General features: G+C 41.1%; 17 protein-coding genes. 16 read left to right on the plus strand and 1 reads right to left on the minus strand.

Annotated elements, in window-relative coordinates:
• The first annotated feature begins 37 nt into the window (after window positions 1–37).
• The 10 genes from CD03_RS34975 (at window position 38) to CD03_RS34980 (ending at window position 12,471) form a co-directional block, all read left to right on the plus strand.
• A complete protein-coding gene (locus CD03_RS34975) occupies window positions 38–2,011 on the plus strand; it encodes an alpha-galactosidase (RefSeq protein ID WP_052377994.1) in 1,974 nt (657 codons plus the stop codon).
• 404 nt (window positions 2,012–2,415) lie between these two features.
• On the plus strand, window positions 2,416–3,450 hold the full coding sequence (locus CD03_RS0126775; RefSeq protein ID WP_027296253.1) for a hypothetical protein: 1,035 nt from the start codon (window positions 2,416–2,418) through the stop codon (window positions 3,448–3,450).
• 187 nt (window positions 3,451–3,637) lie between these two features.
• On the plus strand, window positions 3,638–4,069 hold the full coding sequence (locus CD03_RS0126780) for a DUF1648 domain-containing protein (protein WP_027296254.1): 432 nt from the start codon (window positions 3,638–3,640) through the stop codon (window positions 4,067–4,069).
• 244 nt (window positions 4,070–4,313) lie between these two features.
• The gene (locus CD03_RS0126785; protein ID WP_027296255.1) at window positions 4,314–5,267 is read left to right on the plus strand and encodes an L-lactate dehydrogenase; all 954 of its coding nucleotides are present in this window, start codon (window positions 4,314–4,316) and stop codon (window positions 5,265–5,267) included.
• Between the two features lie 24 nt (window positions 5,268–5,291).
• Window positions 5,292–6,464: an NAD(P)-dependent malic enzyme gene (locus CD03_RS0126790; protein ID WP_027296256.1), complete on the plus strand. Its 1,173-nt coding sequence runs from the start codon at window positions 5,292–5,294 to the stop codon at window positions 6,462–6,464.
• Window positions 6,465–7,056: 592 nt separating this feature from the next.
• Complete coding sequence (locus CD03_RS0126795) at window positions 7,057–8,049, plus strand: ABC transporter ATP-binding protein (protein WP_027296257.1); 993 nt, start codon at window positions 7,057–7,059, stop codon at window positions 8,047–8,049.
• A complete protein-coding gene (locus CD03_RS0126800) occupies window positions 8,046–8,840 on the plus strand; it encodes an ABC transporter permease (protein ID WP_027296258.1) in 795 nt (264 codons plus the stop codon). The genes CD03_RS0126795 and CD03_RS0126800 overlap by 4 nt, the downstream gene beginning before the upstream one ends.
• On the plus strand, window positions 8,837–9,628 hold the full coding sequence (locus tag CD03_RS0126805) for an ABC transporter permease (protein ID WP_027296259.1): 792 nt from the start codon (window positions 8,837–8,839) through the stop codon (window positions 9,626–9,628). Before CD03_RS0126800 ends, CD03_RS0126805 begins: the two co-directional genes overlap by 4 nt.
• A 148-nt stretch (window positions 9,629–9,776) precedes the next feature.
• A complete protein-coding gene (locus tag CD03_RS0126810; RefSeq protein WP_027296260.1) occupies window positions 9,777–11,804 on the plus strand; it encodes an endonuclease MutS2 in 2,028 nt (675 codons plus the stop codon).
• Window positions 11,805–12,150: 346 nt separating this feature from the next.
• A complete protein-coding gene (locus CD03_RS34980) occupies window positions 12,151–12,471 on the plus strand; it encodes a putative signal transducing protein (RefSeq protein ID WP_063837261.1) in 321 nt (106 codons plus the stop codon).
• Between the two features lie 130 nt (window positions 12,472–12,601).
• Here CD03_RS34980 and CD03_RS0126820 read toward each other — a convergent pair whose 3' ends face one another.
• Window positions 12,602–13,243, minus strand: a complete 642-nt coding sequence (locus CD03_RS0126820; protein WP_156043041.1) for a YczE/YyaS/YitT family protein — start codon at window positions 13,241–13,243, stop codon at window positions 12,602–12,604.
• Window positions 13,244–13,724: 481 nt separating this feature from the next.
• On the opposite strand from CD03_RS0126820, the gene CD03_RS0126825 reads away from it, so the two are divergent.
• The 6 genes from CD03_RS0126825 to CD03_RS0126850 all read left to right on the plus strand — a co-directional run bounded on the left by CD03_RS0126825 (window position 13,725) and on the right by CD03_RS0126850 (window position 20,221).
• Window positions 13,725–14,210, plus strand: a complete 486-nt coding sequence (locus CD03_RS0126825; RefSeq protein ID WP_027296262.1) for a flavodoxin family protein — start codon at window positions 13,725–13,727, stop codon at window positions 14,208–14,210.
• A 30-nt stretch (window positions 14,211–14,240) separates the two neighbouring features.
• Window positions 14,241–14,882 (plus strand): NUDIX hydrolase N-terminal domain-containing protein, encoded by a 642-nt coding sequence (locus tag CD03_RS0126830; protein ID WP_044289697.1) that lies wholly within the window; start codon window positions 14,241–14,243, stop codon window positions 14,880–14,882.
• Between the two features lie 301 nt (window positions 14,883–15,183).
• Window positions 15,184–16,281: a GntR family transcriptional regulator gene (locus CD03_RS0126835; protein WP_027296264.1), complete on the plus strand. Its 1,098-nt coding sequence runs from the start codon at window positions 15,184–15,186 to the stop codon at window positions 16,279–16,281.
• A gap of 22 nt (window positions 16,282–16,303) precedes the next feature.
• Window positions 16,304–17,800 (plus strand): L-arabinose isomerase, encoded by a 1,497-nt coding sequence (gene araA, locus CD03_RS0126840; protein ID WP_027296265.1) that lies wholly within the window; start codon window positions 16,304–16,306, stop codon window positions 17,798–17,800.
• A 50-nt stretch (window positions 17,801–17,850) separates the two neighbouring features.
• Window positions 17,851–19,527, plus strand: coding sequence for a ribulokinase (gene araB, locus CD03_RS0126845; RefSeq protein ID WP_027296266.1), 1,677 nt, complete (start codon window positions 17,851–17,853; stop codon window positions 19,525–19,527).
• A gap of 1 nt (window position 19,528) precedes the next feature.
• Window positions 19,529–20,221 (plus strand): L-ribulose-5-phosphate 4-epimerase, encoded by a 693-nt coding sequence (locus CD03_RS0126850; RefSeq protein ID WP_027296267.1) that lies wholly within the window; start codon window positions 19,529–19,531, stop codon window positions 20,219–20,221.
• Window positions 20,222–20,445 lie beyond the last annotated feature (224 nt).

Consider the following 20,445-nt stretch of genomic DNA (forward strand, 5'->3'; position numbering starts at 1 on the left):
AAATTTCAAAGATAAAATCATATAATGGAGGTGCAAAATGAGTATTACAAAATACATGGAAGGCGGCATCGGACTTCAGATTGACGATGCAGACGGAAGTTTCCGGATCAGCTTCGGGAATCGTGTGTTAATGGAAGATCTTTATGCCGGTGTCACAGATGAAATGGGAAATGAAATCTTATCCGGCGGGCTGGTTAACCATGAAGTAAAGGTAAATGAAATAGAAGATTGTCTGGGAAAAGGATGCAGTCTCCTGGCCGATCACTTTAACACCAGAGATTACATGCTGCGGCAGGAGTTCTGCTGTTATGACGCCGGTTTTATGACCATTCGTCTTACTATTGTGGCTGAGCAGGAAACAAAATCAAACTGTATGAATGTGATATGTTCTAATGGATCGTCAAAAGCAATGCAATTTGGCAGCGGCAGGCTCAGGTTCTTGTGCGCACCCTTTGATAATGATAAATGGGCAAAGTTTATTGACTATCCGGCGGCACATGCCAAAATGAGCTGCGAGTTTACTGCATTGCATGAAGAAGGAGAAACATCCGGTATGGTGATTGGTTCAATTGATCACGACAACTGGAAAACCGGAATAGCTATCACTGGCGAAGGCGGGGAAAACTGCTTAAAAGTAACCGCAGGAGTGGCAACTGAGGACACCCGGGACCTTTGCGGGATACCCCATGGATATTTGCATGGATGTAAAATAGCTTCGCCCCGAATATTTCTGGGATTTTTTGATTCTTATCAGGAAGGTTTTCAAAAATTTGGAGAATGCAATGCCAAAATAAAGCCAATGCTTCCATGGGCGGGACCGGTACCCTTTGGATGGAACAGCTGGGCATCGCTAATGGGAACCCTGACTTATGGAAAATTCCAGGAAGCATCTGATTTTATGGAAAGTATCAAAGACACTTTTTGTGATGAAGAAGGGGTTCAATATATTAATTTTGATGCAGGCTGGAGTAATTTCGTAAATAAAATGAGAGATTCCGTAGATTACGTTTCGTCAAAAGGGCAGAAACCCGGCACATATATAGGGCCCTTTATTACATCACCTCCCTTTGACCGGGAAGTACCGGGTACTGACGGAAACTATCTGTTTGAAGATCTGCTGCTCCGGGATCATTCGGGCAGGGTACTTGAGCCTGTGGATGGACTGTATTCAATGGACCCCACCCATCCGGGAACACTGGCACATATACGGTATGAAACGGGCAGGATGATTAAATGGGGGTTTCAGTACATCAAAGCTGATTTTCTGGCGCATGGCTGCCGGGAAGGTGCATTTTATAATAAAGATATTACAACCGGAGTACAGGCATATCACTTTGGTATGAAGTACTTTACCGATTGTTTATCCTCAGAAAGGTCGGGGTATCCCATATTTATAAGCCTGTCCATCGATCCCATTTTCCCTCATGGTTATGGGCATGCCAGGAGAATTTCCTGCGATGCGTTCGGATCTTTGGACCAGTCGGCTTATCTTAATAACTGCATCACCTATCTTTGGTGGATGAATAATTGCCTGTACCGCTATAACGATCCTGATCATATCGTAATCTATAAGACTTATGACAAACATTCTACCACGTTTGAAGAGGGCCGGACCCGGCTGCACACCGGTATTATCTGCGGAACATTAATGATTAACAGTGATGATTATGCGATTAAAGAGGCCCGGGACAGGGCAAAAGTGCTTCTGACCAATAAGGAACTGAATCAATTGGCATCCCGCGGCAAAGCCTTTCGCCCGGTATCCGGGAACAGCGGGGAAAATGCCGCCGATGTCTTTATGAGGGATGATGGGGAATCTGTTGCTGTTGCCTTATTTAATTACAGTATCTCCGACGAGAAGACGGTAACGGTGCCTTTTGACCAACTTGGGATCAAGGCAGAATTCTGCAGCTGCACAGATCTGTGGACCAAAGAGAAATTCACCTGTGAAAAACAGTTAAAAGTAAAGCTGATGCCGGCACAGTCTGCAATCATTAAAATCGTGGTATGACGGTGACGGAAAGAAGAAAGACAGGTAAAAAGAATAAATATATTTGTAAGAATGAAAATAGATATTTTAAGGCATCTGCCGGATAGGGTAAGGAATCAGCCCAATTGAGTAAGAGTGATGCTGACGTTATAACAGTCTGCTTTTTAGAGAAAAGCAGGCTGTTTTAATGTTATTTTATAAGATATTTATCCGCTTACAAACTGTGGCTATGGTATCCGGCAAAAACTGCGCCTATTTTGAAAAATTAAATTGCAGCCGTAGGCTTTGGTGCATCGTATTTGCTATTTCGATATCAGTAGAATACAAGGTTGACAAATACATTCTATTGTAGTAGAATGAAAATAAGATATTCTATTGCAATAGAACAATTAAAAACGGATGATAATATAGGAGGATTTAAAAAAATGATAGAAAAGAAGTGTACAGCTAATAAAAATGGTAAAGTCAAAAGTACAGGCAAAGTAATCGGGGGAATCTGTGGGGTTGTTGTCCTGGCAGGGGTGACAGTGACGGCATTTGCAGCCGGACAAAAAGAGACTGCTGGATGCGAAGGCGCATCCCGGATAAATAAAATCAGCGCAGTCAGTGAAGTAAGTGGTGTAAGGGATATCAGCGCAGTCAATGAAATCAGTGCAGTCAGTGCAGCCAGTTCAGACAGAAGTGCGGATACTTATTGGATGAAGGATATGTCGGTATTTGGATCAAATGTGACCGATATAGCTGAGACCTACGCTTGTGAGAGCGCTATGGAGGATGGAAAAAGAGATGATTCCCAGGAAAAAGCATTAAAAAAATCTTTCGATGAAGTGAATTCCGAGTTTCTCAAACTAAAGGCAGACCTGGAAAAAAAGGAAGCTGACCGGAAGACGCTGCTTGGAAAAGAAAAAGATTGGAGCAATCCCGGTTTTCAGAATGAACTGGACAGCCTGGAAGAGTCTATGCATGACATATGCGATAAATTAAGTACGGTACAGGATGATGCTTATTATAATCTGGACGCACTGGTTTACGGATCCGAAAACTATGATGTGAATTACCAGAAATGGGATTCCGTTTTTGAAGCAGCCGCATCTCTTCAGCGCAGGTACTTTCTGCAGTTAAGCCACATTTATCAGAAAATAACAGATAAGACAACTGAGATATACGAAAAATATGGTTTGAAGCGTGATGAAAAAGAACACGAATATTATTATAACGGGAAAAAAGTACGTTACTTTGAGGACGGAGTATGGGAAGGACAAAGTTTTAGCGGTTCTATGTCCAGCGGGAATGATGGAGAAGTTGATGTATTTGCCTTGCGGGATAAGAATGGTGATCTGACCGGATTCGAAGTTTGTGATATAGACAATACCAAAGAACGGGTAAATGAGTATTATAGAAGTAAAGAAAATTTCAATTTTGAAGGAAGCGCAAATGCAGCCCAGGAAAGTGCTTTTTAATAAAATCGCAGCATGAATGTGGTGCGCCGATGAAAGTAAAGCGCAAAAGTGAAGCATACAGGTAAAGCATCGAATTACAGAATTGTATTTTGAACGCCGAAATCTGTATTTGGGCAGTTAGTGTTGAAAAACGGGACAACATCAGGGTATAATGGTGGCAGATCAGGGGTGAAAGGAGTGATGGGCTGTGAAACTGGAATATCGTATATTCACTGTTTTAATGGCTGTCCCGTTTTTTATTGCTGTTGCCGGGTTGTTTTTTCTGCCATCTAAAGTAGTAATGCATTGGAATATCAGGGGAGAGGCGGATGGATATGGCAGTAAATTTGTTTTGCTGCTTCTGCCTTTTGCTGCAGGATTTATGGGGCTGTTTTTGAAAGAAATGTTTAAATCAGAAAAAAAGTCAATAGCCGGCGCTTTTGGTATTAACATTGGAACTCTGGTATATTTCAATCTGATGGAAGTGGTTTTTATTGCCGGGGCTTATTGTGGAGCAAAGGGAATGCGGTTACCAGACTGGCTGGGTATTAACCAAAGTCTGTTTCTCAGCGGTGTTATTGCTGTTATATCCGGTGTGGTATGCTGGAAATGGGAGCAAAAAAGAATAAAAAATAAATAATATGAATGTCAAAGCAGAAGCAGGAAAAATCTTCTGCTTTTTTTGATAAAAAAATATTGAGTTGTGGTCTAATAATCAATGATTTTCAGAGTGTATAAAAATACATAGTTGATTTGTAACTAAAAATGTGGTATAAGTGAATTGTAAAATTTATGTAAAGTTTATATGAAAATGACGTAAGGCACTAGTAAAAAAATTCTAAATGTGTTATTATCTTCACATTAAAATGTGGAGGTAAGTACAGATGAGTAACAGCTATAAAATTAGTATTCTGGGATCAGGAAGAGTGGGATCTTCCATCGCCTATACGCTGACCGTTGGAGGCGTATGTTCTGAAATCGTTTTAGTGGATATTGCTAAGCAGTTGGCAGAAGGAGAGGCTATGGATATTATCCAGGGTACTCCATTCTCAAATTCAGTGAATATTTATTCAGGTGATTATAAAGATGTGGCAGGCTCCGATATTGTTATCGTAACCCTCGGCAGAGCCAGAAAACCAGGTCAGACCAGAATCGAACTGGCACAATCCAACGTAGACATAATCAAAAGTGTTATGCCTCAGGTTGCTGAATATGCGCCAAATGCAATTTATGTATTGGTAAGTAATCCGGTAGACATTCTTACATATGCAACATTAAAAGTAACAAATCTTTCACCAAATCAGGTAATCGGATCCGGTACACTTCTTGATTCCAGTCGTTTACGTTCAATCGTAGCAGAAAAACTGGGAATCAGTTCCAGAAATGTTCATGGTTATGTTTTAGGCGAACATGGGGATTCATCTGTAGTTCCGTGGTCTTTAGTTAGCATTGCAGGTATGACGATCGATGCTTATGAGAAAGCAGCAGGATTTGGAGAAGAATTTATCCAGGAAGACAACTTAATGTCTATGGAAAAAGAAATGAGAGAGTCCGGAGCCAAAGTTATTCAGAATAAAGGTGCCACAAACTATGCAATAGCTATGTCTGTACGTTATCTTTGCGATAACATCCTGCGCGGCGGTAATACCGTAATGGCAGTTTCCAGTCTTATGACAGGACAGTATGGAATGGAAGACGTATGCTTAAGTATCCCAAGCATCGTCAACAGCTCAGGTCTTGTTAAGACACTTGAACCTCAGTTAAAAGAGGAAGAAGTAGAGAAGTTATTAAACAGCGCTAACGTGCTGAAAAATATAATATCAACTCTTGAATTTTAAGAGACAATCTAGGAGGAATAAAAAATGGATTACGCATCAGAATCATTAAAGAAACATCGCGAGTGGAAAGGTAAAATCGAAGTTATCTGCCGTGCACCATTGGAAAATAAGGACGATTTATCTTTAGCATATACACCGGGTGTAGCTCAGCCTTGTCTGGAAATCCAGAAAGACGTAAACTTAAGCTATGACCTCACAAGACGTTCAAATCTGGTAGCTGTTGTTACAGACGGAACTGCAGTTTTAGGTCTTGGAGATATCGGACCGGAAGCAGGAATGCCGGTTATGGAAGGAAAGTGTGCATTATTCAAAGCTTTTGGTGATGTAGATGCAATTCCGCTTTGCATTCGTTCTAAAGAAGTAGACGATATTGTTAAGACAGTAAGTTTACTTGCTGGAAGCTTTGGTGGAATCAATCTGGAAGATATTTCCGCACCACGCTGCTTCGAAATCGAAGAAAAATTAAAAGCTTGCTGTGATATCCCGATTTTCCATGATGACCAGCATGGTACAGCTGTTGTTACACTTGCAGCACTTTTAAATGCATTAAAACTGACTGGTAAGAAAATTGATGAGATTAAAGTAGTAACAAGCGGAGCTGGTGCTGCCGGAATCGCTATCATTAAATTATTAATCGCTATGGGATTAAAGAATGTAGTTCTCTGTGACAGACAGGGTGCTATCTACCAGGGACGCGATAACATGAACCAGGAAAAAGAAGAAATGGCTAAGATCACAAACTTAGACTGCCGCAAAGGTACCTTAGAAGAAATGTTAACAGGTGCTGACGTATTTATCGGCGTTTCTGCACCTGGATGTGTAACACCGGAAATGGTTAAGAAAATGAACGCAAATCCAATTCTCTTCCCTATGGCTAATCCTACACCAGAGATTATGCCTGACCTTGCAAGAGAAGCAGGAGCAGCAGTAGTTGGTACAGGAAGAAGTGATTTCCCGAACCAGATCAACAACGTACTTGCATTCCCGGGAATCTTCCGTGGAGCACTGGATGTACGTGCAAGCGAAATCAACGATGAAATGAAGATTGCAGCTGCAAAAGCAATTGCATCTTTCGTTACGGATGACAAATTAAGTGCTGAATATATTATTCCAAGCGCACTGGACAAGTCTGTTGCTCAGGCAGTAGCTGAAGCTGTTGCAAAAGTAGCAAGAGAAACCGGAGTTGCCAGAATCTAGAGCGTGTTTTAAATTATTTTAAACAGGCCCAAGTATGGCATAAAGCTTGAGTATACTTAGATAAATAATGAAAAGAGAACCTGCTTTGTGGTTCTCTTTTTTTAAACGCAGGTATTTTTTGATATTTAGGAAAAAAATTCTATTGACAATTTGCATTTATAAGTTATAATAAACTCATTAATAATAAAGCGAGGAAGATTGTATGTTAAGTGTGTCTGTAAATGAGAGTGCGGTAACAAAATAGTTACCAGGGTTGAAACTATGCGTGAATTCACGCTATAAGTGAACCCGGAGACCGGCATTTGATAAAGAAATGCCTGTTTCACTCTGCCTTACAGACTGCTTTATACTTTCATGACAAAGGGAGATGTGTTCTCACATCAGACCATTTTGTCACTGGCTTTATTTTTGTGTCTGAAAACAGGAATACGTGTGCAATTCCCTGAAACATGATTAAGCCCACCGAAGCAGTACGTCTTGTACAGCGTTTTTTCTCAACTCCGATTACAGGGAGGAGAGGAATGATGCTGTATTAATGAAAGGCAGAACCTTCGGTGGGCTTTTATGATGTATTTAGAGAAAGGGAATCAATATGAATGTGATTGAAGTAAGCGGATTAAGTAAACAGTATAAGCGTTATCAGAAAAAGGAAGGGCTCTCCGGAAGTATAAAGGGGCTGTTCAGGCGGGAATATACGGCTAAAAATGCAGTAGATCAGTTTGATCTGGATGTTAAGGAAGGGGAATTTGTAGGGCTGATTGGAGCTAACGGGGCCGGAAAGACCACTTTGGTGAAGATGCTGACCGGTATTATTGCACCTACCAGCGGAAAAATTCGTGTTCTGGGATTCGAACCGAATAAGCTGGAAAATGAGTTTAAGCGGCAATATGCAATTGTAATGGGGCAGAAGAGTCAGTTGTTTTTTGAATTGACGGCGGAGGATACACTTCGTCTTTATAAAGAGATATATGGGATCCCTGAAAGGGAGTTCCTGGAAAGTAAGGCGTATTTTGTACAGTTATTTGGAGTAGAAGATTTAATGAACGTTCAGGTCCGTACCCTGTCACTGGGCGAGCGGATGAAACTGGAGTTGATGACGGCACTGTTACATAATCCGAAAATATTATTTCTGGATGAACCAACCATTGGACTGGATGCGGTTGCCGGGAAACAGATCCGGAAATTTTTGAAGCAGGTAAATGAAGAAAAAGGCACGACCATTTTGCTGACGTCCCATTACATGGAGGATATTAAATTGCTTTGCCATCGTTCGGTTGTAGTAAATGGCGGAAAGAAAATATATGACGGAGAGACACAACGGCTATTCGAACAATACCAGCGCTTTAAGAAGATTACCGCTGTATTTGACCATCCTGTTGAGGCTGTACAAGCTGATAAAAAATGTACCTGTACAATCCTGGAGTCCACACCGTTTAAAGTAGTGATACAAGTGGAAAAAAGTCAGGCGGGCTGCCTGCTGGAGTATTTAATGCAGTCTTATGGTCCAAGTGATATCACAGTTGAGGAAGAAGAAGTAGGTAATGTGGTGGAACGTATTTATAAAAGCGGGGAGGTGGAAGTTTGAGGAAATATATGGAGGTTACAAAAATTTATTTAAAGCAGCAGCTGATCTGGAGAGCGGATACCGTTTTCCAATTAATTATAATGGTTACAAAAATATTATTTGCATATCTGCTCTGGGGGGCTATTTTCGGAAAACAGCAGGAAGTTTCCGGATTTACATTTCATGCCATGCTGTCCTACTATATCGTAAGTTCCTTCCTGTCCCAGATTGATACTTCCGGAGAAATCGGTCAGGATATCAGCGACAGAATAAGGAACGGGACATTTTCCAGTTATATGATTCTTCCGATGGGAACCCTGCGGTATTACATTGCCAGACAGATAGGAACGACCGTTTTTTATGGCGGATGTATTCTGGGAGCCCTTGCCCTTTGGATGATGGTATTTCCCATTGGTTTTGTATTTACCGGAAATTGGGAGATGATATTCGCGGCACTGGTGCTGGTAATAATCGGAATGCTATTTATGGTTCAGCTGAACTATTTTCTGGGAATACTGACTTTTCGATTTCAGGAAATCAGCACATTCCTTATGATAAAGGATAACCTGGTAGCTTTGGTTACTGGTACGTTAATCCCGCTGGCATTACTTCCTGAAAGCGTAACCATGGTTATGAAGATATTTCCGTTTTACTATGTCACCTATCTGCCATCCATGGTTCTGATTGGCAAATGTCAGGATGAGGTCTTAACCGGTATGGTGGTATTGGCGATATGGAGTTTATTCTTTGCCGTGTTAAACCAGGTGTTCTTTGGAAGGTACCGTATAAAATATGATGGAGTTGGAATATGAGAAATAATTATAGATTTATAAAAGAATTGCTGAAACTCAGAATGTCACATCTGATGGCATTCCGGTTAGGATTTTTTGGACCGCTATTTGTGGATACCAGCCTGTTTCTTATACAGATACTGGTATTTCAGGCTATATTTTCCAATGTTGACAGGATAGGAAGCTGGGGACAGGGGGAAATGATCATCTTTATAGGGACATTTTCCATGATTGATGCCCTTAACATGACGATTTACTTTTTCGGATTGCTGACCATACCGGATAAAGTAAGAAACGGTGAGCTGGATTTGTACCTGACAAAACCGGTGAATCCGCTTTTGCGTATTACATTTGAAAAAGTCAATCCGGGTACTCTGCCACAGATACTGTTTAGTGCAGGAATTATTGCATATGGGGCATCGGTCGGAGGATTTCAGATTCGTATGATCCATGTCGTCGGATATATTTTGTTTGTATTGATTATGACATTGTTATTTTATGACCTTGAAGTGATGCTGCGGACAACTGCATTTTTTATTATTTCCACAACGGGGATATTGAAACTGGAAGAGGCCGGATTGGATTTGTGTATGAAAATACCGGGTGTGGTGTTCCAAAGCGGGTTTAAAATATTTTTTTATGTGGTTCTACCCTATGGTGTAATCGCAACGCTGCCGACGCAGGTTTTGACAAATTCACTGTCAATACAGGGAATTGTTTTCGGAGTGGTAATTGTGGTAGCTTTCACTGCTCTTATGCTTCTTTTTTGGAAATTAGGATTAAGACATTATAACAGTGCCAGCAGTTAATGTATCTGCGGACATTATTTAAGGAAAATGATAGATGTGAGGTTGAAAGAAAATGATAAAATTGAAAGGAAGCCACTCAGCGATTCTTTCAACCGGTTTTAGTGTGGCTGTATAGCAGGCATACCTGCTATTAATAATAGGTATAAAAATGAATAAATATATAGAAATGTTAGAATTTGATAAAATGACAGAGAAACTAAAAGAATATACGGTGACGCAAAAGGCAAGGGAAAAATTTGATGAAATGACACCGATCATGGATGAAGCAGAATTGTGGAAGCGGCAGCAGGAAACAACAGAAGCCAGAATGCTTTTAGACCGGGACGGAACGCCTCCGTTATCCAATACGGATCAGATGGATATGATTGCAGAAGGTGCATATAAAGGAGAAATGCTCAGTATAGAAGAATTAGAACAGGTCAGCCGCTTTGCTGTACTGGGGATGCGTTTAACCCGTTATCTTAAAAAGAGTGACGAAATGGGGCTTAAGATATCAGAATACGGACGCGGCCTGGCAGATCTGGAAATCTTAAAAGAAGAAATTGAACGCTGTATCCGAAGCGGACAGATTGACGATTATGCATCGAAAGAACTGAGGGAAATCAGAAAAAAGAAAGACCGCATTCTGAACAATATCCGAATGAAACTGGACAATATGCTGAAAAGTAAGAAAGAGTGCTTTTCCGAAAGCTTCATTTCCAACCGGAACGGACACTATACACTCCCGGTAAAAAAAGAGCATAAATTGAAGATCAGCGGCAGTGTGATTGACGTCTCTTCATCAGGAGCAACGTACTTTATAGAGCCATCCAGTGTATCAAAGCTGAAAGCAGAACTGGGTGAATTGGATATCGCGCAGAGCAATGAAGAGCGCAGGATACTATATACCCTGTCTTCCTGTGTAGGAGAGTATAAGGCAGAGATACTTTTGAATCTGGAATATATAGAAGAACTGGATTATATCTTTGCTAAAGCAAAATTAAGTGCAGCGATGCAGGGAGTGGAACCAGAGATCAATACCGGCAGAAGAATACGGATCGTTAATGGCAGGCATCCCCTGCTTGGCCGGGAGTATTGCGTGCCGCTGAACCTGGAACTGGGAGAGTATCATCGGGGAATTATCATTACCGGACCCAATACGGGAGGAAAGACGGTAGCATTAAAAACAGTAGGCCTGTTCTCGATTATGGCACAATGCGGATTGCATGTTCCCTGTGAGGAGGCAGATTTAGCCATGAATACCCAGGTGTTATGTGATATTGGAGATAACCAGAGCATTCTGGAAAATCTCTCTACGTTCTCAGCCCATATTAAAAATGTCATCGATATATTAGAACTGGTGGATAAGGAGTCCCTGGTATTAATGGATGAGGTGGGTTCAGGAACTGATCCTGCAGAAGGAATGGGGATTGCAATTGCCATATTGGAGGAATTGAAAAACAGTAATTGCAGTTTTATCGCTACGACCCATTATCCGGAAGTTAAGGAATATGCAGAAAAGACGGAAGGGATACAAAATGCCAGAATGGCATTTGATAAAGAAAGTCTGAAGCCATTATACCGACTGGAGATTGGTGAAGCCGGAGAAAGCTGTGCATTCTACATTGCAAAACGACTGGGTATGCCTGCTAAGATGCTGAAAAGAGCATATAAGGCGACTTATAAAGTTGATTCTAAGCAGCAGGATAATAATGAAAAAGTAAAACTGCGGAGGGAAAATGTTTTAGATGAGCGGCTATTTGAGAAAGGCCTGGAAGAGATTTCGGAAAATATGCTGGAAAATATGCCGGAAAAGATAGAGCATAAAGGATCCGGGCAGATTCTAAAAGCGGCAGGAACCAAAAAAGCGCCAATGGAAAAAGAAGAAAGCCAAACACAAAAACGTTCTGAAGGATTTCATATTGGGGACAGCGTTATGGTATATCCACAGAAAAAAATTGGTATCGTATACCAGCCAGCGGATGTAAAAGGAGATGTAGGGGTACAAATTCAGAAAAAAAAGGTTCTGGTGAATCATAAGCGCCTTCAGATAAAGACAAAAGCAGAGGATATGTATCCGGAAGATTATGATTTTTCTATTATTTTTGATACTGTGGAGAACCGTAAAGCCCGCCATCTTATGGAAAGAAAATATGTAAAAGGATTAGAGGTTCCGGTTAATCTGAAAGAATCGTAAAACTTTAGATATATAAATTTAAAATGGCTCTGACAAATGTCAGAGCCATGATATTAACATCCGAAACAATTACGGATAAAGGCTAATAAGTCTTCACAGTTTGTAAAACACATGGGTATTATCCTCCTTTGCCTTTATTTGTATTAGCTAAGTACAATAGAATTGTAACAGTTTTGTAATATAATCGCAATAGTTTATAGTTGGGTATAGAGGAAATAATTTCAAATCATACATCCCAGGCAGAATGAAAGTTTGATTGTATTATATTGTCAGAAATGTTATAATAATTGTAACAGTTAATAAGGAGTTAGGAATGGCATTTAGCCAATGAAAGGGAGGTATCTATATGTTCGGAAAAAAAGATACAGATAATAAACAGGACAGTGATCTGATTTTACTTCGTACGGCAAGTAACAATTATGAATTGGGGCTTATCGAAGGATTGCTGGAAGATAATCATATCCCATATTTGGTTCAGGACAGAGGCGTAGGCGGATATCTGAGAATCTATGCAGGGTCTTCCATTTATGGAACTGATATTATGGTGGGAAAAACGTATTTTGATCAGGCAAAAGCAATTATGGATGAAGTGGATTGGGATGAAAACAGTCAGATGACAGATGAAGAGCTTGGAAAGGCAGCAGAAGAAGCAACTGAGGAGCAGTAGTCTGCGGGAAGCGGGTATGTCAGAAACCAGCATGTCAGTAAAGCTTATATCAAAAAGATAAGGAATTACGAATATAAAATAAGCAGAGTAGAAAAGAGTGGAAAAGCACCCGGCTACTCTGCTTTTCCTGTTAACGGAGCTTCAGACGTTCTGCGATCCCCAGAGTGTGTCCGTACAGGAAAGGTTCTGAAAATTTTCTGTTAAAATATTGTATCAGCGGTCCCATAAAAAATGCGGTAATCAGAGTACCGATACCAATAGGAGCTCCGAAAGCGAATCCGATCAGAACGCAAATCAGATCCGTTGTAATACGGCATATTTTAAAAGGAAACCTGGTCTTTTCACAAAGAGTCAGGGCAATTGAGTCATATGTAGATACTCCCATATCAGCGGTAAAATAGAGAGAAGAAGCAAAGCACATGATCAGAATTCCTCCTGCCAGAAAAATACCCCGTGCAGGAATTCCAGGATTTTGAAATATTTGCTGCAGCAGATTTGAGAAAAAGTCAACAACAATGCCCATTCCAAACATGGTAAATATGGTTGCAAATCCAAATAAATGCCTGTTTAGAAACCAGATAATCGTAAATAACACGATGCTGATAATTGGAAAGATAACACCGTAACTGGAATGAAATAAGTTTGCCAAACCATTGCAGAATACGGTAAAGGGATCAGTCCCCCAGACAGCCATTTTAAATAGTCCAATGCTGAAGCCAACCAGAAATACTCCAACGATTGTCATACCGATTCTTTTCTTTTTATTTTTCATAATTATACCCTTGCATATTGCAGGCCTGGCTGCAATACTGCCACAATAAAACAGGTCGAAAGAATCACCAAGTGGCTTCCTTTCCATATATAAATTTCCTTCAACCTTTTCTTCTCCTTCTACAGGCAGTTATGTTTTCTGCCACAGTTTATTATAATTAAAAATGAAAGATTTGCAATGACAAAAAGTGATGATAACCTGTTTAAATGTTAGGATACTTCAAATTTCACCATCCAGGCACAGGATTCTTGAAGCTCATCACAGATAAAAAGAATTGTGTAATATTTATTTGCAATGTAGGAGGATACGTTATAGAATGAATTATAGCAGCACATGATTGGTAAGATAGGGCATAGATAAGAAGCTGATCGATCTTGTCGGATCAGGTTTAGTTAGTGAAGCAGAAAATATGGAGCGTTGGTTGTGTTAGGCTGATTTATGGATTAGTTTCAGGTGAATAGATGAAGGAGGATAATATACGATGAAAATGTCGGTTGTTTATTACAGTAAATCGGGCAGGACGAAGGAAATGGCGGAGATGATTGCAAAAGGCATGAGAAGAGTATCACAGGTAGAAACAGGAGTATTTGATATTGACCATGTTGATATGAAGTTTGTCAGGGAAAGCAGGGCTGTTGTTGTGGGGACGCCTACTTATCATGCAAATCCCTGCTGGCAGATCAAAAAGTGGCTGGATGAAACAAGCAATACCTACCTCAAAGGGAAAATCGGTGCAGCATTTGCAACTGCTGACTATCCACAGGGAGGTGCAGATATTGCTATTTCCACGATATTGATGCATCTCATGGTAGACGGTATGCTGTTATATTCCGGCGGTTCCTCCCAGGGACAGCCTTTTATACATTTAGGGGCAGTGGCATTAAAAGAGAATTTTGAAGAAAGCAAGGCAGTTTTCGAAGTGTTTGGAACCAGAATAGCAGAAAAAACGAAAGAATTGTTTGAATGACAGGTATTTACGTAACCGGAGGATGGAAATATGGGACAGAAGGATGACAGAATCAGCTCAGATACCACATGGCTGGATATTGCAGTGGAACTTCAATTTATAGCACAGGCAGGATTGACGTATTCAAAGGATCACTTTGACTTGGAACGGTTTGAAAGAATCCGTGAAATTGCAGCCGAAATGGTCAGCCAAAAAAGCGGATTATCTATGGAAAAAGTAAAAGATTTATTCTGTAATGAGACCGGATTTCAGACACCAAAGCTGGATACCAGGGCGGCGATATTCAAGGATGGGAAAATACTTCTGGTGAAAGAGAAGAATGGAACCTGGTCACTGCCCGGCGGCTGGGTTGATGTAAACCAGTCGGTAAAATCTAATACTATAAAAGAAGTAAAAGAAGAGGCAGGTCTGGATGTTGTGGCGGTGAAACTGATTGCAGTCCAGGACAGAAACCTGCATAATCTACCGGTGTACGCATATGGAATCTGTAAGATCTTTATGTTATGCGAGGCTGTAGGCGGTACTTTTCAGGAAAATATAGAAACCATCGGAAGCGGATACTTTGGACTGGATGATCTGCCGAAACTTGCGGAAGAGAAAAATAACAGGGAGCAGGTGGAAATGTGTTTTCGGGCGTTTGCCGATGAGGCGTGGGAAGTGCCGGTTGATTAAAGATGAAACTAAAGAGCCATATGCAAAGGATAAGAGCCGATAATTTGTGAGGATATTGATATCATATTTCCCGCATACTATCGGCTCTTGCTTTATCTAAAATTAAGACGTTGCTTTAATTATGCATACAGTGTACAGGAGATCCTCATTTTTAAGAATACAGCGATATAATTTTATACAAGCAGTGAATGCTTTGTTAATGCGGATATTCAGTTTCTGGTTACTATTCTAAATAAAAATTTAAAACAACAACTTGTAGGTATGAGCATACAAGTTGTATAATAAAAACAAGGAGGTGCCTATGACAGGTGAGAATGGAAAAACAAAATATTTTTCGTTAATGGAGCAGCTGAAAAATGATATTTTATCCGGCAGGATTAAACCCGGAGAGAAGCTAATGTCAGAAAATGAACTGTCAGAAACCTTTCAAGTCAGCAGGCATACAGTGCGTAAGGCACTCTCCATTTTAACGAATGAAGGGTATGTGACAGCGCAGCATGGACGTGGTACTTTTTGCTCGGAACGTATGGGACATCAGAAAAAGTCCAGGAATATTGCGGTAATTACTACTTATATTTCGGATTACATATTCCCAAGGTTGATCCAGGGTATAGACAAGGTGCTGACGGCAAACGGCTACAGCATTATACTGAAGAATACAGGAAACAGTCGTGGAAATGAGGCAAAAGTACTGGAGGATATTCTGACAAAGGATATTGACGGATTGATTATTGAGCCCAGTAAAAGCCAGATTCTGTGCAGGCATATGAACTTGTATGGAATGCTGGATGAGTATGAAATACCGTATGTATTTATCCAGGGGCTGTATCCTCAGATGGAAGATAAGCCTCATATACTGATGGATGACTGTATGGGAGGGTATTTACTGACAAAGTATCTGCTGGATACGGGACACGTACATATTGCAGGTGTATTTAAGGCAGATGACAGTCAGGGAAAAGAACGCCACAAGGGCTATGTGAAAGCACTGAACGAGGCGGGAATACCCTATGACCCTGATATGGTGATCTGGTTTCATACGGAAGACAGGAAAAGCAAGCCGGTACTGATGGTGGAACGCATGGTCACGCAAAAGATTCCCCTGGATGCGGTGGTTTCTTACAATGATCAGATTGCCCTGGAAGTTATTAAGACACTGCGAAAAAGGAACGTACAAGTTCCCCGGGATGTATCCGTAACGGGATATGATAATTCTATTATATCCGAAAATGGGTTGGTTCCCCTTACGACTATTGCCCATCCACAGGAAAAATTAGGAGAGATGGCTGCAGAACTGCTGTTAGAGCAGATTCGTAAGGTTCCCCCGGAAGAAAGCAGGGTGGAACGGCTGATTAAGCCCGAGTTAATTATAAGAGAATCTACAAAACAAAAAATATAAATTATTAAGGAGGATTATTAAAATGAAAGCAGCAAAAAATTACAAGTTTTGGTTTGCCACAGGATCACAGGATTTATATGGTGATGAATGTTTGAGAAAGGTAGCGGAGCACTCTAAAATTATTGTAGAGAGATTGAATGCATCTGGTTTACTTCCTTTTGAAGTGGTATGGAAACCAACTTTGATTACAAATGAATTAATCCGTAAAACATTCAATGAAGCAAATGCGGATGAAGAGTGTGCAGGTGTGATTACCTGGATGCATACGTTTTCCCCCGCAAAATCCTGGATTTTAGGACTGCAGGAATACAGAAAACCACTGCTTCATTTACATACACAGTTTAACCAGGAAATTCCTTATGATACCATTGATATGGATTTTATGAATGAAAACCAGTCTGCTCATGGAGACCGTGAATACGGACATATCGTAACCCGCATGGGGATCGAGAGAAAAGTAGTAGTAGGATATTGGGATGACGAAGCAGTGCAGAAACGTATTGCACAGTGGATGAGAACGGCTGTGGGTATTATGGAAAGCAGTCATATCCGTGTATGCCGTGTGGCTGACAATATGAGAAATGTTGCGGTTACCGAAGGTGATAAGGTGGAAGCACAGATTAAGTTTGGCTGGGAGATTGATGCTTATCCGGTAAATGAAATCGCAGAATATGTCCAGAATGTAACAGCAGGTGACATTGACGTATTAGTGGAAGAGTATTATGATAAATATGAGATGATTTTAGAGGGCAGGGACCCCTTGGATTTCCGCAGACACATGGCGGTACAGGCAGGTATTGAAATTGGTTTTGAGCGTTTCCTGGAAGAGAAAAATTATCAGGCAATCGTAACACATTTTGGTGATCTAGGTTCTTTACAACAGCTTCCTGGACTTGCTATACAGAGGCTGATGGAAAAAGGCTATGGATTCGGCGGCGAAGGTGACTGGAAAACAGCAGCGATGGTACGTCTGATGAAGATTATGGCTGACGGCGTGAAAGATGCAAAGGGTACTTCTTTCTTAGAGGATTATACTTATAACCTGGTACCGGGCAAAGAAGGAATTTTACAGGCTCATATGCTGGAAGTTTGCCCGACGATCGCAGAAGGCCCGATTGGCATTAAAGTAAATCCGTTGTCAATGGGTGACAGAGAAGATCCGGCACGTCTTGTATTTACATCCAAAGAAGGAGCAGGAGTAGCTACTTCACTGGTTGATCTGGGGAACCGTTTCCGTCTGATTATCAACAATGTGAACTGTAAGAAAGTGGAAAAACCGATGCCTAAATTACCGGTAGCAACTGCATTCTGGACACCGGAACCAAATCTTGCAACAGGAGCTGAAGCATGGATTTATGCAGGAGGAGCACATCATACCGCATTTTCTTATGACCTGACAGCAGAGCAGATGGGTGACTGGGCAGCAGCGATGGGCATTGAAGCAGTTTATATTGATAAGGATACGAATATCCGTTCATTTAGAAGTGATTTACGTTTAGGAGAGGTTTACTACAGATAGAAATATGCGATGTGTACAAAATTTATAAAAATAAAGGAGAAATGTGGATAATGGAGAAAAAATATTCGATTGGTGTGGATTATGGAACACAATCAGGACGAGCGGTATTGGTTGACGTCACTAATGGGGAAATTCTGGCACAGGCAGTAAAAGAATATACCCATGGTGTTATGGATGAATTTCTTCCGGACGGAACAAAACTGGGTCCGGACTGGGCGTTACAGCATCCGGCTGATTATCTGGAAGTGCTGGAAATCACCATACCGGCTGTTTTAAAGGAATCGCAGATAAATCCGGCTGATGTGATCGGTATGTCCATTGACTTTACGGCATGCACCATTCTGCCGGTTGACGAAAAGGGAACACCTCTTTGTTTCCATGAAGATCTGAAAAAAGAACCTCATGCATGGCTGAAGTTATGGAAACACCATGCTGCTCAGGGGCAGGCTAATAAATTGAACCGGATTGCAGAGGAGAGGGGCGAAGATTTCCTTGCAAGGTATGGCGGTAAGATTTCTTCTGAATGGTTAGTACCGAAGGTTATGCAGATTCTGGATGAAGCACCGTATATTTATGATAAGGCAGCCAGAATTATGGAGGCAGCTGACTGGGTAACCATGCAGTTAACGGGAAAAGAAGCAAGAAACAGCTGTACTGCTGGATATAAGGCACTGTGGCATAAACAAAAAGGATATCCGGATAAGGAATTTTATAAAGCACTGGATCCAAGAATTGAAAATCTGGTGGAAGAAAAACTCAGTACAGATATTTATCCGCAGGGAGCAAAAGCAGGGGAATTAACCGAAGATATGGCATCCAGGATTGGTTTAAAAGCCGGAACTGCAGTTGCAGTCGGCAATGTAGATGCCCATGTTGCGGTACCTGCAGTTGGTATTACAGAGCCAAACAAAATGCTGATGATTATTGGTACTTCTACCTGTGACATTATGGTCAGTGAAGTGGAAAAAGTAGTACCGGGCATGTGCGGCGTTGTGGAAGATGGTGTTCTTCCAGGATTTTATGGCTATGAAGCAGGTCAGTCCTGTGTAGGCGATCATTTTGAATGGTTTGTGAAAAACTGTGTGCCAAAGGCTTACTATGATGAGGCTGAAGCAAAAGGTATGGGAATCCATCAGCTTCTTACTGAAAAAGCCAGCAAATTAAAAATCGGTGAAAGCGGACTCCTCGCACTTGACTGGTGGAATGGAAACCGTTCCTGCCTTGTTGATGTCGATCTGACCGGTTTAATGATGGGAATGACCCTGACAACGAAACCGGAAGAAATGTACCGTGCATTAATCGAAGCAACGGCTTATGGCAAAAATATGATTATTACAACTTTTGAAGAATCCGGAGTTCCGGTAGATGAACTGTATGCATGCGGCGGTATTTCCAAGAAAAACCCGATGATGATGCAGATCTATGCAGACGTAACCGGAAAAGAAATCTTTATCGGGGCATCGGATCAGTCTCCGGCACTTGGCGCAGCAATGTTCGGTGCGGTAGCGGCAGGTTCCAAAAACGGCGGATATGATTCCATTTTTGACGCAGCAAAGGTTATGGGTAAAGTAGAAGAGAAGACATATAAGCCGATTCCGGAAAATGTTGAGGCATATAAGAAACTTTACGCAGAGTTTAAGATTTTACACGATTACTTCGGACGCGGTGCAAATGATGTTATGAAGCGCCTGAAAACCATTAAAGCAGAAGCACGTAAGGAGAATTAAAATGTTAGCAGAATTAAAAAAAGAGATTTACCTTGCAAATATGGATCTGCCAAAATACGGGCTGGTTACTTTTACCTGGGGTAATGTAAGCGGAATAGACAGAGAAAAAGGATTATTTGTAATTAAGCCAAGCGGTGTTCCCTATGATGAATTAAAACCGGAAGACATGGTAGTAATGGATCTTGAGGGCAATAAGGTAGAAGGAAAATACAATCCTTCATCCGATACGCCCACTCATGTAGAATTATATAAAGCATTTCCGGAAATAGGCGGAATTGTGCACACCCATTCTTCCTGGGCAACCAGCTGGGCACAGTCCGGAAGAAGTATCCCATGCTATGGTACAACACATGCTGATTATTTCTATGGAGAAGTTCCATGCTTAAGATGCCTGAACAAAGACGAGATTGAAGAGGCTTATGAAAAAAATACAGGACTTCTGATTACTGATTATTTTAAGGAAAATGATTATAAGGCTATGCCGGCAGTATTATGTAAAAACCATGGACCATTTACCTGGGGTAAAGACGGACATGAAGCAGTACATAATGCTGTGGTTTTAGAGGAAGTGGCAAAAATGGCAGCCCGTTGTGAACGCATCAACGGACAGGTAGAGCCGGCTCCACAGGAACTGCAGGATAAACATTATTACCGCAAACACGGCGAGGGTGCTTATTACGGTCAGGGAAAATAGCTAGTACCTCCTGCGAGTCAAGTTGCAGCCCCACAGCGCTGTCGATTCACAGACGCACACCTGATTCAGATATCACGCTCTAGAAATGCAGTGTTTATAAATAAGAAAGAACCCGGGCAATTACGGCCCGGGTTCTTTCTTATTTGCAAAGTCTTTCGGTATAACACGATTAGATGTTATGAATTTTATGAAATCCTTCTTTATTACTTTTTGAAGAATCAAAA

Source organism: Robinsoniella sp. KNHs210 (assembly GCF_000686105.1).
In the GTDB taxonomy this organism is placed as follows: Bacteria; Bacillota; Clostridia; order Lachnospirales; family Lachnospiraceae; genus Robinsoniella; species Robinsoniella peoriensis.